Genomic DNA, 20,760 nt, shown 5'->3' on the forward strand with positions numbered 1-20,760 from the left:
TTATTCCTTTTTTTCACTGACCTGAAGGCAGGTGGCCTTGACGGTCACCGCGCGGGTCTTGAGCTGTTCCTCGACTTTGCCGTGGGCGATTTCGCAGAGCGCCTGCGTCTCGAACGGGATCTCGTGGAACTTGATCTCGTGGGGCACGTCCTCCGATGTGATGGTGTAGGCGATCGCGACGAGTAACCATTTCATGGGCGCGTTCTCCGTTCAGGCCCGGTCCGAGGGATTGCCGGGCATCAGGTCGTAGGGGTGTTTCCAACCAGGCAGGGCGGCGATGCGGTCGAGCCAGCGGTCGATATTCGGCCAGTCCGTGCGGTCGAAGCCGAACGGCTCGGGGTAGTAGAGATAGCCGCAGCAGGACAGGTCGGCGATGGTCGGGCCGGTGCCGACGATCCAGTCGCGGCCCGCGAGATGGGCGTCGAGCGCGCCATATGCGTTCTTGAGCCGCGCCTGCATGAAGGCGATGACCTCTTTTGGGCGCTTGTCCTCGGGCAGGAAGTTCATCAGGAACCGCGTCGTGCCGGCCTGCGAGGACATCTTGTGATTGTCCCAGAGCACCCAGCGCAGGACCTCCGCCTCCTCGCCCGGCGCGCCGCCGAGTTTGCCGGTTTGACCTGCTACATGATACATGATCGCGCCGGACTGGCTGAGCACGAGATCGCCGTCGACCAGGACCGGGACCTCGCCCATCAGGTTCAGCTTGCGGAACGCCTCGGTCCGCGTCTCGCCGTTAAAGAAGTCGACGAAGACCGGTTCCCAGTCATAGCCCGCGAGCGTGAGCGTGAGCGCCGCCTTGTAGGCGTTGCCGCTTTCGCCGAAGCAGTGGAGTTTCGCCGTCATGCCCTGAACCCGTGGCTGGCCGTGGAGATCGGAGTTTCACACCCCCAAAGCCCCATGAGGTATTTGGGCAATGAAGAAGGATTTGTTAACCAGAATCGCCGAGCCTCGGTCTTGCGGTACGGGCTGAGGAGCCGATGACCGCGAACGGAGAAGGCGCCTCGGTTATCGCGAGAAGCACCCGTATCGGTCGGGCCGGCGTGGGGATCGGGGCGCATTCCTCGGCTCTTTTCCATTGCACAATTACCTAATCCAATCTTGCCGCTCGGGCATCACGCCTTCCGGTCTTCAAGCTCTGATTTGAAGAGCCTGAGCCGGTGGCCGAGATTCTCGTGGTCGGTGACGCTGCCGAAGTGTTCGAAGAGAAACGTCAGCGCCTCATCGGTGGTGATCCCGGCCTCTTCGGCGAACCGGTGTAGCGAGCGGTAGGCGTCATTCGTCAGCGCAACTGGAAATCGGCGGGTCAGGCGCAGTCGTTTAGGCATCGGTCCTCCGGTCTCGCGGCCGGCCGCCCGCATCCCCGCGGGCGGCCCTCCGTGAGCGTCTCCTCCCGAAACTTTAGAACGCGTCCGCTGCCAGCGCCATCACAGGTTCGGCACCGGATTGGATGCGCGCGAGATGGGTCGCCGTCATCGGAAGCTGCCGCGCCATGTAGTAGCGCCCCGTCGCGAGCTTCGTCTCGTAGAACTCCTTGTCAGAGGTCCCGTTCGCAAGCGCGGTCTGCGCGGCCTTGGCCGAGCGGGCCCACATCAGGCCGAGGCAGACATGGCCGAAGAGATGCATGAAGTCATAGGAGCCCGCGAGCGCGGCGTTGGGGTTCTTCATGCCCTCGGCCATGAAGAACATGCCCGCCGCCTGAAGATCCTTGGACGCCGCCTTCAGGGGATCGAGGAAGCCCGTCTTCAACGCCTCGTCGCCCTCGTTCTCCTTGATGAAGCCCTTCACCATCTCGAAGAAAGCCATGACATGCTTGCCACCGTCCTGCGCGAGCTTGCGGCCCACGAGGTCAAGTGCCTGGACGCCGTTTGCGCCTTCGTAGATCATCGCGATGCGGGCGTCGCGGACGAACTGCGACATGCCCCATTCCTCGATGTAGCCGTGACCGCCATAGACCTGCTGGGCGTTCACCGCCGCCTCGAAGCCCTTGTCGGTCAGGAACCCCTTGATGACCGGGGTGAGGAGCGAGATCAGCCCCTCGGCATCGTCGTCGTCCGCGCGGTGGCTACGGTCGATGAGCGTCGCGCCCCAGAGCGTGAAGGCGCGGGCGCCTTCGACGAAGCTCTTCTGGTCCATCAGGTTGCGGCGGATGTCGGGATGAACGATCAGGGGATCGGCGGGCCCGTCGGGATTGACCGCGCCCGTCACCGCCCGGCCCTGGAGCCGGTCCTTGGCATAGGCGAGGGCGTTCTGATAGGAGGCCTCGGCCACCGCGTAGCCCTGCAGGCCGACGCCGAGCCGCGCCTCGTTCATCATGGTGAACATCGCGGGCATGCCGCGGTGCAGTTCGCCGAGGAGATAGCCCGTCGCGCCGTCGAAGTTCATCACGCAGGTCGCGTTGCCGTGGATGCCCATCTTGTCTTCGATCTTGCCGACCGAAACCGCGTTGCGGGGGCCCGGCGCGCCGTCGTCCTTCAAAAGCAGTTTCGGCACGATAAAGAGCGAGATGCCTTTCGTGCCCTCACCGCCGCCGGGCGCCTTGGCGAGGACGAGGTGGACGACATTCTCGGCGAGATCGTGATCGCCGGCCGAGATGAAGATCTTCTGGCCGGTGATCCTGTAGCTGCCGTCGTCCTGCGGCTCGGCCTTCGTGCGAATCTGGCCGAGATCCGTGCCGCAATGCGGCTCGGTCAAATTCATCGTGCCGGTCCAGTCGAGGCTGACCATGTTCGGCAGCCAAGTGGCCTTCTGCTCGTCCGTCCCGTGGACGAGGATCGCACTGATCGCGCCGTGGGTCAGGCCCTGATACATATTGAAGGCCATGTTGGCGGAGACGAAAATCTCGCCCACGGCCGTGCCCATGAGATAGGGCAGGCCCTGCCCGCCGAATTCCTCGGGAAGGTCGAGCCCGTTCCAGCCGCCATCCTTCATCGCCTGGAAGGCGTCCTTGAAGCCCGCGGGCGTGTAGACCACGCCGTTCTCGAACCGGCAGCCTTCCTCGTCGCCAGTGGCGTTCAGGGGCGCAAGCACGTCGCGCGCGATCTTGCCTGCCTCTTCGAGGACCGCCGACGTGAAGTCCGGCTCGAGATCGCCATAGCCCGGCACATCGATGTTCGGGACGTCCAGAACTTCGTTCAGAACGAATTGCAGATCACGGGTGGGTGCATCGTACGTCGGCATTATGTTGTCTCCCTGGGACGTGCGCTTGGGCGCAGTGTTCACTGTTGTCGGTCAGGAGCTGCTCTCCTTCCGCGATCTGCGCGGCCAGCTCGTCGATGGCGGAGTCGAGTTCGGCGCGCTGCCGCCGCATCTCGGCCAGTCGCTCGCGTGCGACTTCGATCGTCCGGCGGATCTGTGTTTTCTGTTCGTCGCCCAGGTCGTAGAGATCCAGCAGTTGGCGGATGTCTTCGAGGCTAAAGCCGAAGCGCTTGCCGCGCAGGATCAGTTTCAGCCGGCCGCGGTCGCGGCGCGTATACAGGCGCTTCTGGCCTTGGCGGATGGGGGAAAGAAGCTCTTTCGACTCGTAAAATCGCAAGGTGCGCGGCGTCACGTCGAACAATTCGCACATCTCGCGGATGGTTATGAGGTCACTCTTCATTTCAGCTTTCCGACCGTTCGTTGTCATTTCTTGCGCCATGGCCGGGAAATTTGTCGGTTTGCGCCGCTGATACAAGCCAAGTTGACGCGCACGTCACTGTAACGTCACGTCACCGCAATGCTGACGTAATGTCTATCAAGATTGACCTAAGGTCAGGGAAATATTCGAACCTATCTGCCCCGGCTTCGCGCGGTCAGCCGCCGAGCAATTTGGCCGTCTCGTCACGCAGTTTTCTAAGATCCGTGATCGTCCTGTCAAGCTCAGCCTGCTCGCGTTCAAGTTGCCCAAGTTGACGGTTGGCGAGGTCGATGAAGACCTGGAACTGTTCCTTGGTGCCCTTCTCGTCGTAGAGCAGGAGCCATTGCCGGATTTCCTCGAGGCTGAAGCCATACCGGCGGCCGCGAAGGATGAGCGTCATGCGGGCCACCTCGCGCGGCCCGTAGTAGCGCGCCCGGCCCTCCTTCACGGGGTCGAGAAGCTCGATATATTCATAGTAGCGCAGGGTCCGAGGAGTAACGTCGAACCGAGCGCACATCTCCTTAAAGCTCAGGAGCTCATCAGGCATGACCGGCCTCCCCGCCCGCAAATTTTAGCGGGGAAGGCATGTCCGCACAACTCGCAAGGCCGCATTCAGTTCAGAAAGCCGGGCGCAAAGAGATACAAGCCGTAGGCGATGATGATCGCGGGAATGACGGAAAACGCGGTTGCCATGACCGCCGCTTTGGGGGCAAGCGCGATCGCGGGGAAGAGCGCGTCGCCGTCGTTCGAGATCGCGTTCGCGGCAAGCGCAGAGAACGGGATCGCGCCGTTGATGTAAAGCGTGGCGACGAGGACTTGCGGCCCGCAGCCGGGAATGAAGCCGATCGCGGCACCGACGAGCGGCAGGATCGGCGCGACAGAGGCGAAGAGCGCCTTGAGGTCGAGCCCGGCATAGGCGGCGGCGTAGTCGTAGGATAGATAGGCGATGATCACCCAGACCGAGATGAACGAGGTCTCCTCGGCCATGCGGGTGACGGGGCGGTCGGCGGCGTTCGTCATCGCCGTGACCGGCGAGACGGTCCAGATGGAGAGCCCGATGAACGTGCCGGCCAGCGCGATCCAGAGGACCGGCAGGCCGAGGATTTGCGTCACCTCGATCTGGGCGATCTGGCCCACGCCGACGACAAGGCCCGGGATGGCGGCGGCCAGATAGGCCCAATCGCGCATCCGCAGTGCGCCGATGCGCGGCACGATTTCGCAATCGCCGCCCTTCGGGCGGTAGTCGGTCACGACGAACCGGTCGATCAGCCAGCCGGTCAGGATGCCGGCCACAAACTGCGTCGGAAGAAGAATCAGCGCCGCGTCGGGCCGCGTCGCGAGCAACAGGAACGCCGCGTCGCCCATCGTTGCGGTCAGCGTCGCCACGACGGCGCCGAAGCTGACCTTGCCCGAGGCATAGGCCGCGACAACGACGACCGCGCCGCCGCAGCCGGGCGTCGCGCCGAGAAGCGCCGCGATGGGCACCTGCATTCCGCGCGCCTTGCCGATCGCGATACCAAGGTCGAATCGGAAGAGCTTTTCGAGCCCGTAGAACAGCAGAAGCGTCGCCGCGACGAAGGCAGAGACCTGCACGAAGGCGTCCTGCATGAGCCCGCGTGTGAGTTCGCCGAGCTCACCGGGAGCCAGCGCCAGCGCGAGAAGGACGAGCGCCAGCATAATCCGCCGCGGGCGATACTGTCCGAGGCGGGATAGGGCGACGACAGGCAGGGGCGCGGTGTTGGCGTTTGGGTTATGCATGACCACTTGCTATTGCGAATTATTCTCAATCGCGGAAGATACAGCTTGCAGCGGATTTGGCAAGGGCCAATAAAACGACCGGACAAGGCCAGCCGGAGCCCGTGACATGAACGACAAAAAGCGCGAGGTCGCGCGGCAATTCATCGAAGCGATTCCGCATTCCCGCGCGCTCGGCATGGTTCTTGACGCGATCGGCGACGGATCGGCGGTGATCTCGATGCCCTACGATGAACGGCTCGTCGGCGACCCGCAGACCGGGGTGATTCATGGCGGCGCGGTCTCGGCGCTGATGGATACCTGCGGCGGCGCGGCGGTGATGAGCCATCCGAGCGGCCCGATCGGCACGGCGACGATCGATCTGAGAATCGACTACATGCGACCGGCGCGTCCCGGCGACCGGCTTACGGCGCGCGCCGAATGCTATCACGTCACTCGCTCTGTCGCCTTCGTGCGCGCCACCGCCCATGACGAGGACGACGACCGGCCCGTCGCCACGGCGACCGGGGCCTTCACGCTCGATCGACCGGCGGAGGACAAGGCATGAGCCCGCGCCCCAAGCCCGAGCCCGTCCAGGTCGTGAAGGAACGCCGCGACTCCGCGCTGAACGCGCTCGTCCGGGGCGTGCCCTACATCCGCTTCCTCGGGATAGAGTTTGACCGGCGGGGCGACGAACTGACAGCCGTCCTGCCATTCGCGGAGAAGCTCATCGGCAACCCGATGCTGCCGGCGATCCACGGCGGGGTGACGGCGGCGTTCCTCGAGGTGACCGCGATCATCGGATTAAGCTGGACGCTCGTCTGGGAAGAGATGGAAAGCGGCCGGCTCGATCCGCGCAGGCTCGACCCCGACCATCTGCCGCGCCTGCCGAAGACCATCGACTTCACCGTCGACTACCTGCGCACCGGACTGCCGCGCGACGCCTATGCCCGGGCGCGCGTGAACCGGTCGGGGCGGCGCTATGCCTCGGTTCATGTCGAGGCGTGGCAGGACAACCGCGCGCGTCTGTTCGCCCAAGGCACGGGACATTTTCTGATGCCAGAGGGCGGGCTCATGCGGAATGGATGAGATCACCCACCGGCGCGTTCTGAAGATCGCGCTTCCCATCGTCCTGTCGAACGCGACCGTGCCTTTGCTGGGCGCGGTCGATACCGGCGTCGTGGGCCAGTTGGGCGAGGCCGCGCCGATCGGCGCGGTGGGCATCGGCGCGGTCGTGCTGGCCTCTGTCTACTGGATCTTCGGCTTCCTTCGCATGGGGACCTCCGGCCTCGTCGCGCAATCCCACGGCGCGAAGGACCCCGCCGAGACCGGCGCGCTCCTGATGCGGGCCTTGATGATCGGCGTGGCGGGCGGGCTGATCCTGGTCCTGCTCCAGGCGTCCTTGTTCCGCGCGGCCTTCGCGCTCGCCCCGGCTTCGGAGGAGGTCGAGCGGCTGACGCAGGGCTATCTCGCGATCCGCATCTGGGGCGCGCCCGCGACGATCGCGCTTTACGCGGTCACGGGCTGGCTGATCGCGGTCGAGCGCACGCGCGGCGTACTCGTGCTGCAGCTCTGGATGAACGGGCTGAACATCGCGCTCGATTTCCTGTTCGTCCTGGGTTTCGACTGGGGCGTCGAGGGCGTCGCCATCGCCACGCTGATCGCCGAGTGGACGGGGCTCGCGCTGGGGCTCTGGCTATGTCGCGACGCCTTCGCGGGCGGTCAGTGGCACGATTGGGCCCGCGTGTTCGACCGGGCGCGGATCCGGCGGATGATGCAGGTCAACGGCGACATCATGGTCCGCTCGATCCTCTTGCAGGGCGCGTTCACGACCTTCGTGTTTCTAGGCGCGCGCTTCGGCGACGTGACACTCGCCGCGAACCAGGTGCTGATCCAGTTTCTCGAGATCACGGCCTTCGGGTTGGACGGCTTCGCCTTTGCGGCGGAATCGCTTGTCGGCCAGGCGGTCGGCGCGCGGTCGGTGACGTCGGTCAGGCGCGCCTCGGTCGTGGCGAGCCAGTGGGGCGTCGGCGGGTCGGTGGCGCTTGGGCTTTTCTTCTGGTTCGCCGGCCCCTCGATCATCGACCTCATGGCCACCGAGCCGGAAGTGCGGCTGGCGGCGCGGGCCTATCTGCCGTGGGTCGCGCTCGCGCCCATGATCGGCATCGCGAGCTGGATGTTCGACGGCATCTTCATCGGCGCGACCCTGTCGCGCGAGATGCGGAACGCGATGCTGGTATCCGTCGCGATCTATGTCGTGGCGCTTCTCACGTTCCCGGGGCCGCTCGGCAACCACGGGCTCTGGGCGGCGCTGATGGTGTTGAACCTGGCGCGGGGGGCGACGATGGCGGTGCTGTACGGGCGGGCGGAGCGGGCGGCGGCGTGACCGGCCGGGGGCGCTGCCCCCGGACCCCCGAGGTACTTGGGCAATGAAGAAGCTCAAAAGAGGGCGAGCGCCGATTCCGGCGGGCGGCCGAGCGCCGCGCGGCCCGCATGCAGGACGAGGGGGCGTTCGATCAGCGCGGGATGGGCGGCCATCGCGGCGATGAGCCGGTTATCGTCGCTATGTGTCGTCAGGCCGAGCTCCTTGAAAAGCGCGTCCCCCGTGCGGACAAGCGCGATGGCGGGGCCGTCGAGTGCCTTCAGCGCCGCGCGAATCTCCGCCTCTGACGGGGCGTCGGTCAGGTAGAGGCGGATCGTCGGCGCGATGCCCCGGGCCCGAAGCAACGCGAGCGTCTCGCGCGATTTCGAGCAGCGCGGGTTGTGCCAAATCTCCGTCACAGCCAATCCGTCCGTCCCGTGCCGACCGCTTGGGCCACGGTGGCGAAACCCTCCCGCGCAAGACGCGCGTCGATCCCCTTGGCGATGTCGGTGACGAGCGAGAGGCCGTGATAGACCATCGCCGAGTAGAGCTGGACCGCCGAGGCACCTGCGCGGATCTTCTGCCAGGCGTCCTCGGCCGAGCCAATCCCGCCCACGCCGACGAGCGGCAGGCGGCCTTCGGTCAGCGCCGAGAGGCGGGCGAGGACGCGGGTCGAGCGGTCGAAGAGCGGCGCGCCGGAGAGGCCGCCCGTCTCGCCCCGGTGACGGCTTGCCAGCCGGTCGCGCGCGAGCGTCGTGTTCGTCGCGACGATGGCGTCGATGCCGGAGGCGAGCGCGACCTCGGCGATGTCGGCGAGTTCGGCTTCGGTGAGGTCGGGGGCGATCTTGAGGAAGACGGGGATCGGCCGGGCGAGGGTGTCGCGGGTCTCGATGACGCCCGCGAGCAGGGCCGAGAGCGCGGTCTTGCCTTGCAGGTCGCGGAGCTTTTCGGTGTTGGGCGAGGAGACGTTGACGGTGACGAAGTCGACATGGGGACCGCAGCGCGCGAGCACTTTCGCGAAATCGGCCGCCCGGTCGGGCGAGTCCTTGTTGGCGCCGAGATTGAGGCCGACGGGCACCCGGCGCGTGACGGTTGCGAGCCGCTGGGCAATCGCCTCGGCGCCGTCGTTGTTGAAGCCGAAGCGGTTGATGACGGCGCGGTCTTCGGTCAGCCGGAAGAGCCGGGGCCGGGGGTTGCCGGGCTGCGGCCGGGGCGTCGCCGCGCCGAGCTCGACGAAGCCGAAACCCGCGCGGGTGAGCGCGTCAGCGGCTTCGGCGTTCTTGTCGTAGCCGGCGGCGAGGCCCACGGGGTTCGGCAGGTCGAGACCGGCGAGCCGGGTCGCGAGGCGGGGCGTCGTGCAAGGGCCCGGCAGCGGCACGAGCCCGGCTGCGAGCGCCCGGAGCGAGAGGCCATGCGCCGTCTCGGGATCGAGCCGGTGGAGCGCGAAGAGGCCCGCGCGCTCGATCAGCGTCACAACACGCCCTCGGGAAAGATGTGGCCCGTCGCGCCGAGGGGGAGCGACTTGTCCCAGACGACGTCCGCGAGCCTTAGTTCACGGTAGAGATGGGGAAAGAGCGCCCCGCCGCGCGACGGCTCCCATTTCAAATCGCCGCCGAGCGGGGCGGCCTCGACGGCGACGAGGACGAGGTCGCTTTCCTTGGCGAAATGCTTTGACGCGGTTTCGGCGAGCTGAGGTGCGGTCGAGAAATGGATGAAGCCGTCGGCGAGATCGACCGGTGCGCCGAGGGTCTCGCCCGCGGCGCGGAACGCATCCCATTCGGAGCGGCGGAGGATCTTGAAGATCAGCATTGCGTTCTCTTGCCCGCTCGGGCCATGCCGGTCAATCCCGCGCCGTCCTCGGGTCGACATGAAATGGCGGCGCCCGGCGCGCCATGGGCTTTGACACATGCCCGCCAAACCCTCAGTCTGGCGGGATAAAGTTCCAACGGGAGATTCCAGCCATGATGATCCGTGCACGCCGCATTGCTGCGATGCTTTCGACCGCGGCCGTACTCGGCGCAGGCGCCTTAGCGCCCGCCGGAGCCGAGACCGTGACGCTAACCATTCTCGGCGTGGGAGACACCTACAACTTCGCCGAGGAGGACGGGCGCGGCGGCTTCGCGCGGCTCAACGCCGTCGCGAAGGCAGAGCGCGAGGCCAACCCGAACACGCTCTACGTCTTTGACGGCGACATGCTGTCGCCCTCGCTGCTCTCGGGCTTCGACAAGGGCCAGAACACGATCGACCTCACGAACCTCGTGCCGTTCGACATCGCCGTGCCAGGCAACCACGAATTCGACTTCGGGCCGGAGAACTTCATCGAGAAGATGAAGGCGTCGAAATATCCCTGGGCGGCAATCAACATCACCAACGCCGACGGCTCGCCGATCGAGGGGCTGGGCGGCGTGATGGTCAAGGAGGTGGGGGGCCTCAAGGTCGCGCTCATCCCGGTCGCGCAGGACACCTCGCCCGAGGTCTCCTCGACCGGCGATCTGAAGTTCCTGCCGACCGTCGAGACCGCCGTCGCCGCCGCCAGGCAGGCGCGCGACGAGGGCGCCGATCTCGTCGTGGGCGTCGTGCAGACCGATATGTCGAACGACCGCGAGCTGATCCGCAGCCACGCCTTCGACGTCATCATGTCCGGCGACGACCATTCCTACGCCACCGCCTACGATGGCGTGACGGCCTATGTGGAGACCTCGATCGACGGCCAGTTCCTGTCGCCGATCGACCTCATCGTCGAGATCGGCGAGGACGGTGACGGCAAGCGCACGATCGACTGGGTGCCGAATTTCCGCTTCATCGACACCGCGATGGTGGAGCCCGATCCGGAGAGCCAGAAGCTTGTCGACGAATTCCAGTCGAAGCTAGACGAGAGCCTGGGCGTCGAGATCGGCGCGACCGAGACGATGCTCGATTCCCGCCGCAACGTGATCCGGGCGGAGGAATCCGCGATGGGTAACCTCATCGCCGACGCGCTTCGTGACGCGACGGGGGCGGATGTGGCGATCACCAACGGCGGTGGTATCCGGGGCGATACGACCTACGATCCGGGCACGGTGCTCACGCGGCGCGACATCCTGACCGAGTTGCCCTTCGGCAACGTGACAGTGGTGACCGAGCTGCCGGGGTCGCAGATCCTCGCCGCGCTCGAGAATGGGGTGAGCGAGGTCGAGAACGGGGCGGGGCGCTTCCCGCATGTCTCGGGGATGAGCTACGCCTTCGATCCATCGGCGCCGGCGGGCTCGCGGGTGTCGGAGGTGATGGTGGGCGCCGCGCCGCTCGATCCCGACGCGGTCTATTCGGTCGCGACCAACGACTACATGCTCGGCGGCGGCGACGGTTATTCGGCTTTTGGCGGCGGCAAGGTGATCGTCAACGCCGGCAACGGCAACCTGATGGCCAATGACGTGATCGACTACATCGCGAATGCCGGCGGGGTGACCGTGGACGTCGAGGGGCGGATCAAGAATCTCGGTGCGAACTGAAGCCCTCGGGCCGCGGATTAGCGCCCTGTCGCATTCACGGCGCTGTGCCGCGCGCGCGGACCGACCGAAGCAGGATAGCGGTTGGCGGGCCGGTCGCTCGGCCCGGCAAGACCCGAGCCAAGAGGGTCCGCCACGCGGAACTCTCGCGCCGCGCCTGAGGGTGCCGCCACCCGCCCGCGGGCCGTCTGCCGTGAATGGACTTGATTTTCGCGCCTTACGGGTTCATTAAGCTTCCGCGACGTTGCCTCTTTCGACCACTGTCTCCTTAATCGGCCTCAGTTCCTCGATTGCGACTGACTGCGCCGGGCCGCTGCATCCCGTGGGCGGCACTAAGTAAGGAATATCACGATGGCTACGGGCTCCGTGAAATGGTTCAACGCTACCAAAGGCTTCGGCTTCATTGCTCCGGACGGTGGGAAAAAGGACGTGTTCGTTCATATCTCGGCTCTTGAGCGTGCCGGAATCAGCGAACTGGCAGATGGTCAGAAAGTGACCTTCGATATCGAAGCCGGCCGCGACGGCCGGGAATCGGCGACCAATCTGCAGCTCGCCTGAGGCGACTGCGTTCGGAATTCGGAAAAGGGCGGGGCGGTTGCCTCGCCCTTTTTCATTGCGCCCGGGGCGTCTGCCCCACGTCGGCGAAACGTATGGCATGCGTATGGCATCCGTCCCGACACTTCGCCGGGCACGCCCGCCTCGCCCTCAGTGCAGACGGGCGTGGACCAGGTAGCCCTCGATCGTCTCCTCGCCGAGCGCCTTCAGGGCCTCGAGCCGGTGCAGCCCCTCGACCAGCACGAAGTTCTCGCCGTCGGCCCGGACACTGATCGGGGTGAGCTGGCCCTCTTCGAGAATGCGTTCCGCAAGTGCTGTCACCTTCACCGGGTCGAGCGTCTTCGCGCGCTTGACGGGCACGCGGATGCGGTCGATCGGGAACGTGGTCTTGTTGAGCATCGGGCGGGGCTCCGGGAGGGGAGGGGCGTGGGGGTAGTGTAGCAGGATCGGAGGCGAGGCGGGAGAGACTAAGGGCGTGGCTGCCAGGCCCGTGGCGGGCTGAGCCTATCCGTATGCGAGCGCGCGGCGAAAGTCGCTCCGGTCCAACGTTCAGGTGCTGCGCCGGCGTCCCTCGGAGATGGAGAAACGCTTGAGGGAATCGCGTATTGCGCGTATCGTTTCCAACAATTCGCGTCAATCTGCTGAATTATTTTCTTTCAGAACTTCAACCCTTTAGAGGAGCACGACATGTCTGCTCATTGGAAAATTATGCCGACTTGCACCATCACTTCGGCTCTGACTCCGATCTTCGGAACGAGCGGGAACGACATCCTCGCAGCTACCGCGGAATTCCAGGCGCTGTTCGGGCGCGCGGGCAACGATGTTCTGTCCACTCAGTTCAACAACACCGCGCTGGATGGCGGGGCCGGGAACGATCAGCTTGACGTGAGCCTGAACCTCATCGAAACCGCGCCGGTTCCCCTGTTCGAGGTTCATTCCTGCGCCGAAGGCGGGTCGGGCAATGACACGATCACTGTTGACATCACGGCATTCTCCGATTCAGCGCCGATCACAATAAACGCCTTCGTGGACGGTGGGTCGGGCAACGACGTCATCATTGTGTCAAGCGTATCGGATGCGCTGCTCGACAGCGTGGTCACGAACGTCATTCTGGGCGGCGCTGGCAACGATGTGATCGACGCGCTGGCGATCGGTGGGGACTTCTTCGGCAATGAAAGCACGGCAATCAACAAGATCGACGGGGGCTCCGGCAACGACCGGATAACCGCCACGGCGGTGGTCTTTTCGAACAGCAGTCTTCTCGCCGCCAACTACCTGAACGGCGGGTCGGGAAACGATTTCCTCTCTGCCAGTACCTCGGTGGATTCGAACGTCGCCGCGCCTGAAGGGAAGAACGTGCTCAAGGGCGGCGCCGGGAACGATGAACTCGTCGCGGACCATCAGACCGACGGCGAAAACTTCGTCACCACGCTGACCTCGGAACTCTTCGGTGGGACGGGCAACGACACGATGACCGCCACGATGCTCGCGCTCGCCGAGGATATCGCGACCGGGAAGAACATGCTCGACGGCGGAGCCGGGAACGACGTGATGTCGGCGAACATCGTTGCGGGGACCTGGTTCAATCCGGGCGCCACTGCGTGCAACACGCTCCACGGCGGGGGCGGCAACGATACGCTGACCGCGTTCGCCGACACCAATTTCTACAACGACATCTTTCGCGGCATGGCGCACAACGTGCTTCACGGAGGGACGGGCAACGATCAGCTGACCGCGACGATCGCGGCCAACAGCGATGGCAAGAGCGAGCTTTACGGTGGCTCAGGACGGGACACCCTCACCGCAATCGGCGGGGCAGAGAACATTCTCGACGGCGGTTCGGGCAACGACACGATCACGGGCAGCAACGGAACGGATTTCGTTCGCGGCGGCACCGGCGACGACTGCCTGACCGGCATGGCCGGAGCGGATGAATTCATCTTTGCGACGGGCGATGGCAACGACGAGGTGAAGGATTTCGAGGATGGGGCGGATCTCATCCGGATAACCGCGGGGGCGACGAGTTTCGCCGATGTGGCGATCAGCGCGCAGGGCAGCGACACGCTCATCCAGTTCTCGAACGTCTCGGTTCTGCTGCTGAACATCGACCCGTCCGTGATCGATGCGAGCGATTTCGTGTTCGGGTAGGTGCCGGAAGCAGGTGAAACCCCGCCCTACGCGCGCACTCCCGCGAAGCGCATCTGCCACTCCTCGCGGTCCTCGTCGGCGATCTTGGCGAAGAGCACCTCGGGCGTCTCGAAGGCGTGGCCTGCCGGCAGCGCGGTCAGCGCCTCGGCGATGGGGCCGGGCCAGGTGCGGTCCTCGGCCTTCATCGCGTCGAGCATCGTCGCGGCGGCGTCGGGGATGAAGGGCTCCGACAGGATCGCGTAGAGGCGGACGAGGTTGAGGCCGAGGCGGGTGATGGCGGCGGCGCTCTCGGGGTCCTCCTTGAAGACCGACCACGGAGCGGCGGATTGCAGGTATTCGTTGCCCGCGACCCAGATCGCGCGGAGCTCGGTCGCTGCCTTGCGGATCTCCATCGCCTCCATATGCGCCTCGTAGGCGCGGGTGCGGGTTTCGAGCTCTTCGATCAGCTCTTGCGCGCGCTCGCCGGTCTCGCCGCCTTCGGGCAGCGCCTCGCCGAACTTGGAGCGGCAGAACTTGGTGATGCGGCTGACGAAGTTCCCCAAGACGTCGGCGAGGTCCTTGTTGACCGATTGCTGAAAGTTCTCCCACGTGAACTCGCTATCGGCGTTCTCGGGCGCGTGGGAGAGCAGCCACCAGCGCCAGTAGTCGGCGGGCAGGAGGGCGAGTGCGTCGTCCATGAAGACGCCCCTCCCTTGGCTCGTGGAGAACTGGCCGCCGTCGTAGTTGAGGTAGTTGAACGACTTGATGTAGTCGACGAGCTTCCAGGGCTCCTCGCTCCCCATGATCGTCGCGGGGAAGGAGAGCGTGTGGAAGGGCACGTTGTCCTTGCCCATGAACTGGACGTAGCGCACGTCCTCCGCGCCCTTGTCGGTCCGCCACCAGCGGTGCCAGGCGGTGTCGGGCAGGTCGTGCGCGTCGGCCCATTCCGCCGTGGCGGCGATATATTCGATGGGCGCGTCGAACCAGACGTAGAAGACCTTGTCCTCCATGCCGGGCCAGGGCTGGCAGCCGCGCCTGACCGGCACGCCCCATTTGAGGTCGCGGGTGATGCCGCGGTCCTGCAGCCCGTCGCCGTCATGGAGCCACTTCTTTGCGATCGAGGTGGTCAGGATCGGCCAGCCGGTCTGGCTGTCGATCCAGGCGTCGATCTTGTCCTTGAGGAGCGATTGGCGGAGGTAGAGGTGCTTGGTCTCGCGCACCTCGAGATCGGTCGAGCCCGAGATCGCCGAGCGGGGATTGATGAGGTCGGTCGGGTCGAGTTGCTTGGTGCAGTTCTCGCACTGGTCGCCGCGCGCGCGTTCGTAGCCGCAATTCGGGCAGGTGCCCTCGATGTAGCGGTCGGGGAGGAAGCGGTCGTCGGCCTTCGAGAAGACCTGCTTTTCGGTCACTTCCTCGATGTAACCGTTCTCGGCGAGCTTGCCCGCGAAATGCTGGGTGAGGCGGCGGTTCCGTTCGGACGAGGAGCGGCCGTAATGGTCAAACGACAGGCGGAAGCCCTTCGCGAGCTCGGATTGCTCCTTGTGCATCCGGGCGCAGTAGGCCTCGACCGGCTCGCCGGCCTTGGCGGCGGCGAGTTCGGCCGGGGTGCCGTGTTCGTCGGTGGCGCAGATGAACATCACCTCGTGGCCCCGGGCGCGCACGTAGCGGGCGTAGAGGTCGGCTGGAAGCTGAGAGCCGACGAGATTGCCGAGATGCTTGATGCCGTTGATATACGGCAGAGCCGAAGTGATCAGTATCCGGGACATTGCCACGCGCCTTTCCGTCCGTGCCGGGCGCCGATCTACCGGCTTTGGCCAGAAAGGGCCAGAGGGATCAGTCCGCGTCGCGGCCCCGGCCGAGGAGGCGGCCGACGAGGAACGAGGTGCGCGGCGTGTAGATATAGGCGGTGCGTTCCTCGGGCACGGGGCGGGCGCGCATCCTGAGGAGGCTGAAGGCGAGAAGTGCCACATGGGTGAGCGAGAGGAAAACGAACATCGCCGACGCACCGAACGCTGCGATGAGCGTGGAGGCGATGAGCGGCGAGGCGATGGCGCCGACGGCGTAGAGGAACATGAGGGCGGCGGAGAGCTCGACCCGTTCGGAGGCTTCGGCGAAGTCATGCGCATGGGCGGCCGAAACCGAATAGATCGGCATGGTCGCCGCGCCGAAAAAGGCAGCGCCGGCGAAGACGCTGACGGTGCCGAGTCCAGCGAGCCCGATCGTCAGCGCGCAGGACAGGGTCGCGGCGACCGAAAGGCCGATCAGCACGTGACGGCGATCGAACTTGTCGGCAAGCCAGCCGAGCGGGATCTGCGCGACCGCGCCGCCGAGCACATAGGCCGCGAGAAAGAGCGCGATCATGTCGGCGGAGAGCCCGACCTCGATCCCGTAGATCGGGCCGACCATGCGGAAGGCGGCGGCGGTGATGCCGGAGACGACGACGCCCGCCGCCGCGAGCGGCGAGCGCGCCCAGGCCATGGCGGGACGCAGGCGCGGCGCGTCGGGCATCTCGGGCTGCTCGACGCGGCTGACGGTGATCGGCAGGAGCGCGGCGCAGCACAGGATCGCGAGGAGGTTGTAAGAGAAATAGACCGCCGGGCTCAGGATGCCGATGACGAGCTGCGCGCCGAGCGAGCCGCCGATATCGACGACGCGGTAGATCCCCATCGCCCGGCCGCGCGTCTCGTTCGTGACCTTGGCTTGGAGCCAGGCCTCGATGATGGTGTAGCAGCCCGCCACGCACGCCCCGGACCCCATGCGGAGGAAGGCCCAGGCTACGGGATCGACGATCATCATGTGGGCGATGAGCCCGATCGTTCCAGCCGCGGTGAAGGCCGCGAAGGCGCGCGAATGTCCGACCGCGCCCATGAGGCGCGGCGCCCACCAGCAGCCGATGAAGAAGCCGAAGAAATGCGCCGAGCCGAGCGTCCCGATCTCGGCCTTCGAGAAGCCAAGCGCGACGCCCGAAAGCGCGTCCAAGGGCGCCACGCCGCCGGTGCCGAGCTGAAGCAGGATGACCGACAGGAAGAGGGCGGCGAAGGAAATGAGAAGGCGCATGGTCTTGAAGAATTTCTGTGTTCGGCTGCACCATGAGTGCATTGCGCATGCAATTACAGCGGAAAATCATGCCAGAGCGCAATAATCGGGCGGTGGCGCGGAGCCGTACCGGCCTGCGATGCGGAGCCTTGCGAATCCGGAGCACCTGCTTGCAAGGGTCGTCCGGCGGCCCTCGGCCCTTTGCCCCTACCGTCGTCCGGTCAGCCGGTCGAGAACATCTGCCGCCGGCCCGGCGGTGCCATGTCCGACGCCAGTTCCGGCGAGCATTGGCAGATACTCCGAGAATGCGTCGCCGCGCTCTGCCGCGGCTTCGCGCAGCGGCGCGGTGAGCATCGCCTGGACGGGAAAGTCGGGAATTTCCGCGTCGCCGTCCAGGTCGTCGGTGAACGCGGTGCGAAGCGCTCTGGCGGGCCGGCCGGTATAGGCCCTGGTGATGACGGTTTCGCCACCCTTCAGAACGCGGGATCGATAGGCCCCGGGAATCGCGGTTTCGGCGCAGGCCAGAAACAGCGTGCCGATCTGGACGGCCTGCGCCCCCAGATCCATGATCCGGGCGATCTGCCTGGCATCGGACAGCCCGCCGGAGGCGATGACGGGCAAATCGATTGCGCCTACGATCTCGCCCACCAGTGACGGCAGCGGGATCATGCCGTCGTCGAAGCTGTGGGCGAACGTGGCGCGGTGCCCGCCCGCCTCGAGCCCCTGGGCGACGACGGCGTCCACGCCGGCCGCCGCCAGCTGGCGGGCTTCGGTGACGCTCGTTGCGGCGCCGATGACGAAGGTTCCCGCTGCCTTCAGGCGTGCGATCGCGGCTGCGCCGGGTATCCCGAACGCGAAGCTGAAGACCGGGACACGCTCCTCTACCACCACCTCGAGCTGATCGGCGAAGCCGAAGGGCGGCGGCGACGGAGGCGGGATGCCGGCCGGGTCGATGCCGAGCCGTTCGAAGTGCGGGCGTAGCCGCGCGCGCATCCGCTCGATCCGGGCCGGATCGATCAACGGGGGAGCAACGAGAAGCAGATTGATGCTGAACAGGCGGTCTGTCGCGCGTCTGGTCTCTTGGATCGCCTGGCGGATTGCATCCGGCGGCATGAGCGCCGCGCCGAGGGAGCCGAGGCTGCCCGCGCGCGACGCGGCGCTGGCCAGTGCCGGCGTGCCGGCCCCGGCCATCGGCGCCTGGATCACCGGATTGGCGAGCCCAAGCCGCGTCATGAGTTCACTTGGATCCGGCATGCCCACTCCACCGCTCGGACAGTTGAGTCTCGGCAATCTGCGCCATTCGGGCCGTGCGCCGCGCAGTTTAGCTCAATTGCGGCACGGGCTCCAACAGTTGCGAGTACGACGAGGGCGCGCGCGTCCGCGCGTCGATGAGCGTACTGGCGAACAGCCCCTCGCCAAGGCCACGGATGTAGTTCGCCCGGCGCTCTGCGAAATCGGCGCCGAGCACGACCGCATTCGCTTGCGTCAGTCCGGGCGAAGGAACACGGCCAGACGCCTTCACCTGCATGACGAGGTCCAGATGCGCGGCGGTCTCGTCCTCGACGCTCAGAAGTTTGAAGCCGGCACTTGGGAACTGGCCGATGAGCGTTTCGCGCGTCCGGACATGGCTGCCTTCTTTGGTTCTGGACCATGGCAGGGGATAGTGCGCTTCGCCCGCAACCTCGGTGACCTCGGTCCAGAGCAGCCTTCCGCCGGGTTTCAGCACGCGGGCGCATTCCCGCAATACGGCCGGTTTGTCCGTCAGGTTCATGCCGACATAAAAGCTGTAGGCGTGGTCGAACGTGTCATCGCCGAAAGGGATGCGCCCGGCATCCGCCTCGACGAAGGTGAGCAGGTCGCCGAGCCCGCACAGATCGCCAAGCTCTTGCGACGCCGCGACGAAGTCGGATGTGAGATCGACGCCGGTCACGCGGCAGCCGAAGGTGCTTGCGAAATAGCGCGCAGGTCCGCCCACTCCGGACCCGATGTCGAGAAGATGGGCGGTCCGCGCGGGGTTCAATCTTGCCGCATGCTCCCGCGTCGCGATCAGTTCCCGGCCATGCAGCTGATCGAATGGAAATAGCTGCTCTGCCCTGAGTGCCGGGTCGGCGTCGCGCGACCACGGAACCGCTGCAAGGATGCGTGCGGCGATGCCCGCGGCGCCGTAGTGCTCCTGGACCGAGGCGGTCAAGACAGGATGCCGTGGCCTGCAACCGGCTTTTCGGACCGAATTCTGGCGAACATCCAGAACATCAACAGCGTCCCCAGCACGACGATCATCGAGCCGGGAGCAGCCAGCCTCCCAGCGCCGCCGTTGTCGATATCGTATTTCGCCGCCACGAGGACGACTGCGCCCACCTGGTAAAGGGCGAATTGCGGCATGGCCAGCCGGTGTGACAGCAAGACCGGCCAACCGCGGTAGATGAGACCGAAGAGCACGGATATCACGAAGCCGAGCAGATTGGCATGCGCGTGCGAATTGGAGAACTGCAGCTGATCGGTGATGCCGAGATAGATCCCGAACACCATGCCGAAAATCAGCCAGACAAAACCGGTCATTACATAGAGACGATCCATCTTCACGACCCTCACTTCTTCACCCGAAGCTGGCCGCTGGTCACGCTCGCGGGGAGGCGCACAGACAGTCGCGCAAGTGTTGCGCCTGTTTTCAGGAATAAGCAATTTGAATTCTTGCGGGCGCGACGGCCCTAGCCCTTCAGCATCCGGCGGAGCGTGCCGTCGCGTGCGCCGAGCGCGCGTTTGAGGGCGCCCGCGACATGCAGTCCGACGAGGGCAAGGAAGGTCCAAGTGAGCGTTCGGTGAAGGAGCAGGAGCGCGTCTTCCCACGCTTCGGAGACCGGAGCGATGGGCGGCAGCGTAACGCGGCCGAATATGAGAACGTCGAGCCCGGTGGCCGAGGCGTAGGCGTAGCCGCTGACCGGCACGGCGAGCATGAATACGTACATCGCCCGGTGCGTCACCCGCGCGAGTGTCATCTGCCATTCGGGCGGCCCGGGAAGGGGTCCGGGCGGCGGGGCGATCCGGTGCCAGACAAGGCGCAGGAGCGCAAGGGCGAGAAGGCTGATGCCGATCGTCTTGTGCAGCCCGAAAAGCCACAGATTGGAAAGCCCCACCTCCATCCGCGCGACATATGCGCCGAGCGCGAAGGTGCCGAATATGCCGACCGCCATCACCCAGTGCAGCGCGCGCGTCGTCCGGCCGAACCCATGGGTACCCTGGCTCATCTCAGGCGGCCCGCATGATCCGGGCGATGATCTCGATCCGGACCTCGTCGCCGACCATGTCGGGCCAGCCGGTCGCGCCGAACGCGCTTCGGCGGACCGCGCCGACCAGGCGGATCGTGAGCCGCGACAGGTCGCCCGGCTGGCTGCCCGTCTGGCGGAAGATCGTGGCGATCAGCGTGGCGGGGCGGGTCACGCCGCGGATTGTCAACGCGCCCTCGATCCGCGCGTTGTCGCCTTGCCGCCGAACCGAGATGCTGTCGAAGGTGATGAGCGGATAAACCTGCACGTCGAGCACTTTCGGCCCCTTCAGCGCCTGCGCGGCGAAGGGAAAGCTCGCCCGCGCGCGGGTCGCGTCGAGCACGACGCTGACGCGGGAATTTGTCACGCGTTCGAAGTCGATGGCGAGGTCGGCGCTGGCGACGGGCATGTTGCCGGTGATCTTGTCGGGGCCGAAATCGGTTTCGAATCCCACGGTCGAGTGCGCCGCGTCGAGCGCGTAGCGCACCGGCGTCGCGAAGGCGCGCGCCGCGGGCAGCAGTGCGGCGGCGGCGGCGACGAATCGTAGAAAAGTGCGGCGGCGCATTGTGTTCGCTCACGGGCTCC

General features: G+C 66.0%; 24 protein-coding genes. 6 read left to right on the forward strand and 18 right to left on the reverse strand.

The annotated features are described in order from the left end of the window. From DEA8626_RS03240 to DEA8626_RS03270, 7 genes are all read right to left on the reverse strand, one after another. The gene (locus tag DEA8626_RS03240; protein WP_108851619.1) at nt 1-195 is read right to left on the reverse strand and encodes a hypothetical protein; all 195 of its coding nucleotides are present in this window, start codon (nt 193-195) and stop codon (nt 1-3) included. 15 nt (nt 196-210) lie between these two features. Beyond that, nucleotides 211-843 (reverse strand): glutathione S-transferase family protein, encoded by a 633-nt coding sequence (locus tag DEA8626_RS03245; RefSeq protein WP_108851620.1) that lies wholly within the window; start codon nt 841-843, stop codon nt 211-213. A gap of 269 nt (nt 844-1,112) precedes the next feature. Further along, on the reverse strand, nt 1,113-1,325 hold the full coding sequence (locus tag DEA8626_RS03250) for a hypothetical protein (RefSeq protein WP_108853297.1): 213 nt from the start codon (nt 1,323-1,325) through the stop codon (nt 1,113-1,115). Between the two features lie 73 nt (nt 1,326-1,398). Continuing rightward, complete coding sequence (locus tag DEA8626_RS03255; RefSeq protein WP_108851621.1) at nt 1,399-3,177, reverse strand: acyl-CoA dehydrogenase C-terminal domain-containing protein; 1,779 nt, start codon at nt 3,175-3,177, stop codon at nt 1,399-1,401. Continuing rightward, nucleotides 3,149-3,595 (reverse strand): MerR family transcriptional regulator, encoded by a 447-nt coding sequence (locus DEA8626_RS03260; RefSeq protein ID WP_108851622.1) that lies wholly within the window; start codon nt 3,593-3,595, stop codon nt 3,149-3,151. Before DEA8626_RS03260 ends, DEA8626_RS03255 begins: the two co-directional genes overlap by 29 nt. A 193-nt stretch (nt 3,596-3,788) precedes the next feature. Beyond that, nucleotides 3,789-4,160, reverse strand: a complete 372-nt coding sequence (locus tag DEA8626_RS03265) for a MerR family transcriptional regulator (protein ID WP_108851623.1) — start codon at nt 4,158-4,160, stop codon at nt 3,789-3,791. A gap of 65 nt (nt 4,161-4,225) precedes the next feature. Next, nucleotides 4,226-5,371 carry a putative manganese transporter gene (locus DEA8626_RS03270; protein ID WP_108851624.1) on the reverse strand — a complete coding sequence of 382 codons (1,146 nt, stop codon included), beginning with the start codon at nt 5,369-5,371 and terminating at the stop codon, nt 4,226-4,228. Nucleotides 5,372-5,477: 106 nt separating this feature from the next. Here DEA8626_RS03270 and DEA8626_RS03275 point away from each other — a divergent pair, with 106 nt between their 5' ends. From DEA8626_RS03275 to DEA8626_RS03285, 3 genes are read left to right on the forward strand one after another with little or no spacing between them, the layout of a single operon-like run. Further along, complete coding sequence (locus DEA8626_RS03275; protein WP_108851625.1) at nt 5,478-5,915, forward strand: PaaI family thioesterase; 438 nt, start codon at nt 5,478-5,480, stop codon at nt 5,913-5,915. Further along, complete coding sequence (locus DEA8626_RS03280) at nt 5,912-6,436, forward strand: PaaI family thioesterase (RefSeq protein ID WP_108851626.1); 525 nt, start codon at nt 5,912-5,914, stop codon at nt 6,434-6,436. Before DEA8626_RS03275 ends, DEA8626_RS03280 begins: the two co-directional genes overlap by 4 nt. Continuing rightward, complete coding sequence (locus DEA8626_RS03285) at nt 6,429-7,733, forward strand: MATE family efflux transporter (protein WP_108851627.1); 1,305 nt, start codon at nt 6,429-6,431, stop codon at nt 7,731-7,733. The genes DEA8626_RS03280 and DEA8626_RS03285 overlap by 8 nt, the downstream gene beginning before the upstream one ends. Before the next feature lie 53 nt (nt 7,734-7,786). Here the strand turns inward: DEA8626_RS03285 and arsC are convergent, their stop codons facing one another. The 3 genes from arsC to DEA8626_RS03300 are packed head-to-tail and all read right to left on the reverse strand — an operon-like array spanning nt 7,787 to nt 9,518. Continuing rightward, the gene (gene arsC, locus DEA8626_RS03290) at nt 7,787-8,128 is read right to left on the reverse strand and encodes an arsenate reductase (glutaredoxin) (protein ID WP_306418090.1); all 342 of its coding nucleotides are present in this window, start codon (nt 8,126-8,128) and stop codon (nt 7,787-7,789) included. Beyond that, nucleotides 8,125-9,183 carry a quinone-dependent dihydroorotate dehydrogenase gene (locus DEA8626_RS03295; protein WP_108851629.1) on the reverse strand — a complete coding sequence of 353 codons (1,059 nt, stop codon included), beginning with the start codon at nt 9,181-9,183 and terminating at the stop codon, nt 8,125-8,127. The genes arsC and DEA8626_RS03295 overlap by 4 nt, the downstream gene beginning before the upstream one ends. After that, the gene (locus DEA8626_RS03300; protein WP_108851630.1) at nt 9,180-9,518 is read right to left on the reverse strand and encodes a DUF952 domain-containing protein; all 339 of its coding nucleotides are present in this window, start codon (nt 9,516-9,518) and stop codon (nt 9,180-9,182) included. Before DEA8626_RS03300 ends, DEA8626_RS03295 begins: the two co-directional genes overlap by 4 nt. Before the next feature lie 152 nt (nt 9,519-9,670). Between DEA8626_RS03300 and DEA8626_RS03305 the strand changes: the two genes are divergently transcribed. Both DEA8626_RS03305 and DEA8626_RS03310 read left to right on the forward strand, forming a co-directional pair. Then, nucleotides 9,671-11,197, forward strand: a complete 1,527-nt coding sequence (locus tag DEA8626_RS03305; RefSeq protein WP_181366346.1) for a bifunctional metallophosphatase/5'-nucleotidase — start codon at nt 9,671-9,673, stop codon at nt 11,195-11,197. A gap of 348 nt (nt 11,198-11,545) precedes the next feature. Continuing rightward, nucleotides 11,546-11,752 carry a cold-shock protein gene (locus tag DEA8626_RS03310; RefSeq protein ID WP_108851632.1) on the forward strand — a complete coding sequence of 69 codons (207 nt, stop codon included), beginning with the start codon at nt 11,546-11,548 and terminating at the stop codon, nt 11,750-11,752. A 147-nt stretch (nt 11,753-11,899) separates the two neighbouring features. Here the strand turns inward: DEA8626_RS03310 and DEA8626_RS03315 are convergent, their stop codons facing one another. Then, on the reverse strand, nt 11,900-12,148 hold the full coding sequence (locus tag DEA8626_RS03315; RefSeq protein ID WP_108851633.1) for a ParB N-terminal domain-containing protein: 249 nt from the start codon (nt 12,146-12,148) through the stop codon (nt 11,900-11,902). A gap of 288 nt (nt 12,149-12,436) precedes the next feature. Here DEA8626_RS03315 and DEA8626_RS03320 point away from each other — a divergent pair, with 288 nt between their 5' ends. Continuing rightward, a complete protein-coding gene (locus DEA8626_RS03320) occupies nt 12,437-13,897 on the forward strand; it encodes a calcium-binding protein (RefSeq protein WP_108851634.1) in 1,461 nt (486 codons plus the stop codon). A gap of 26 nt (nt 13,898-13,923) precedes the next feature. On the opposite strand, the gene metG is transcribed toward DEA8626_RS03320, so the two are convergent. From metG to DEA8626_RS03355, 7 genes are all read right to left on the reverse strand, one after another. Next, nucleotides 13,924-15,642, reverse strand: coding sequence for a methionine--tRNA ligase (gene metG / locus DEA8626_RS03325; RefSeq protein ID WP_108851635.1), 1,719 nt, complete (start codon nt 15,640-15,642; stop codon nt 13,924-13,926). A 67-nt stretch (nt 15,643-15,709) separates the two neighbouring features. Next, complete coding sequence (locus tag DEA8626_RS03330) at nt 15,710-16,933, reverse strand: MFS transporter (protein ID WP_108851636.1); 1,224 nt, start codon at nt 16,931-16,933, stop codon at nt 15,710-15,712. Between the two features lie 186 nt (nt 16,934-17,119). Further along, nucleotides 17,120-18,166, reverse strand: a complete 1,047-nt coding sequence (locus DEA8626_RS03335; protein WP_108851637.1) for an NAD(P)H-dependent flavin oxidoreductase — start codon at nt 18,164-18,166, stop codon at nt 17,120-17,122. A 67-nt stretch (nt 18,167-18,233) separates the two neighbouring features. Next, nucleotides 18,234-19,103, reverse strand: a complete 870-nt coding sequence (locus DEA8626_RS03340; RefSeq protein WP_108851638.1) for a class I SAM-dependent methyltransferase — start codon at nt 19,101-19,103, stop codon at nt 18,234-18,236. Next, entirely contained in the window at nt 19,100-19,489 is a 390-nt protein-coding gene (locus tag DEA8626_RS03345; RefSeq protein ID WP_108851639.1) for a hypothetical protein, read from the reverse strand. Before DEA8626_RS03345 ends, DEA8626_RS03340 begins: the two co-directional genes overlap by 4 nt. 131 nt (nt 19,490-19,620) lie before the next feature. Continuing rightward, nucleotides 19,621-20,157 (reverse strand): cytochrome b, encoded by a 537-nt coding sequence (locus tag DEA8626_RS03350; RefSeq protein ID WP_108851640.1) that lies wholly within the window; start codon nt 20,155-20,157, stop codon nt 19,621-19,623. A gap of 1 nt (nt 20,158) precedes the next feature. Further along, on the reverse strand, nt 20,159-20,740 hold the full coding sequence (locus tag DEA8626_RS03355) for a YceI family protein (RefSeq protein WP_108851641.1): 582 nt from the start codon (nt 20,738-20,740) through the stop codon (nt 20,159-20,161). Nucleotides 20,741-20,760: the final 20 nt, after the last annotated feature.

It is taken from the genome of Defluviimonas aquaemixtae (assembly GCF_900302475.1).
Classification (GTDB): domain Bacteria; phylum Pseudomonadota; class Alphaproteobacteria; order Rhodobacterales; family Rhodobacteraceae; genus Albidovulum; species Albidovulum aquaemixtae.

Bases quoted from the DNA above. Each gene is read 5' to 3' on its own strand.
- DEA8626_RS03240 (WP_108851619.1), bottom strand. From the start codon at position 195: ATGAAATGGTTACTCGTCGCGATCGCCTACACCATCACATCGGAGGAC.
- DEA8626_RS03245 (WP_108851620.1), bottom strand. From the start codon at position 843: ATGACGGCGAAACTCCACTGCTTCGGCGAAAGCGGCAACGCCTACAAG.
- DEA8626_RS03250 (WP_108853297.1), bottom strand. From the start codon at position 1,325: ATGCCTAAACGACTGCGCCTGACCCGCCGATTTCCAGTTGCGCTGACG.
- DEA8626_RS03255 (WP_108851621.1), bottom strand. From the start codon at position 3,177: ATGCCGACGTACGATGCACCCACCCGTGATCTGCAATTCGTTCTGAAC.
- DEA8626_RS03260 (WP_108851622.1), bottom strand. From the start codon at position 3,595: ATGAAGAGTGACCTCATAACCATCCGCGAGATGTGCGAATTGTTCGAC.
- DEA8626_RS03265 (WP_108851623.1), bottom strand. From the start codon at position 4,160: ATGCCTGATGAGCTCCTGAGCTTTAAGGAGATGTGCGCTCGGTTCGAC.
- DEA8626_RS03270 (WP_108851624.1), bottom strand. From the start codon at position 5,371: ATGCATAACCCAAACGCCAACACCGCGCCCCTGCCTGTCGTCGCCCTA.
- DEA8626_RS03275 (WP_108851625.1), top strand. From the start codon at position 5,478: ATGAACGACAAAAAGCGCGAGGTCGCGCGGCAATTCATCGAAGCGATT.
- DEA8626_RS03280 (WP_108851626.1), top strand. From the start codon at position 5,912: ATGAGCCCGCGCCCCAAGCCCGAGCCCGTCCAGGTCGTGAAGGAACGC.
- DEA8626_RS03285 (WP_108851627.1), top strand. From the start codon at position 6,429: ATGGATGAGATCACCCACCGGCGCGTTCTGAAGATCGCGCTTCCCATC.
- DEA8626_RS03300 (WP_108851630.1), bottom strand. From the start codon at position 9,518: ATGCTGATCTTCAAGATCCTCCGCCGCTCCGAATGGGATGCGTTCCGC.
- DEA8626_RS03305 (WP_181366346.1), top strand. From the start codon at position 9,671: ATGATGATCCGTGCACGCCGCATTGCTGCGATGCTTTCGACCGCGGCC.
- DEA8626_RS03310 (WP_108851632.1), top strand. From the start codon at position 11,546: ATGGCTACGGGCTCCGTGAAATGGTTCAACGCTACCAAAGGCTTCGGC.
- DEA8626_RS03315 (WP_108851633.1), bottom strand. From the start codon at position 12,148: ATGCTCAACAAGACCACGTTCCCGATCGACCGCATCCGCGTGCCCGTC.
- DEA8626_RS03320 (WP_108851634.1), top strand. From the start codon at position 12,437: ATGTCTGCTCATTGGAAAATTATGCCGACTTGCACCATCACTTCGGCT.
- metG (WP_108851635.1), bottom strand. From the start codon at position 15,642: ATGTCCCGGATACTGATCACTTCGGCTCTGCCGTATATCAACGGCATC.
- DEA8626_RS03330 (WP_108851636.1), bottom strand. From the start codon at position 16,933: ATGCGCCTTCTCATTTCCTTCGCCGCCCTCTTCCTGTCGGTCATCCTG.
- DEA8626_RS03335 (WP_108851637.1), bottom strand. From the start codon at position 18,166: ATGCCGGATCCAAGTGAACTCATGACGCGGCTTGGGCTCGCCAATCCG.
- DEA8626_RS03345 (WP_108851639.1), bottom strand. From the start codon at position 19,489: ATGGATCGTCTCTATGTAATGACCGGTTTTGTCTGGCTGATTTTCGGC.
- DEA8626_RS03350 (WP_108851640.1), bottom strand. From the start codon at position 20,157: ATGAGCCAGGGTACCCATGGGTTCGGCCGGACGACGCGCGCGCTGCAC.
- DEA8626_RS03355 (WP_108851641.1), bottom strand. From the start codon at position 20,740: ATGCGCCGCCGCACTTTTCTACGATTCGTCGCCGCCGCCGCCGCACTG.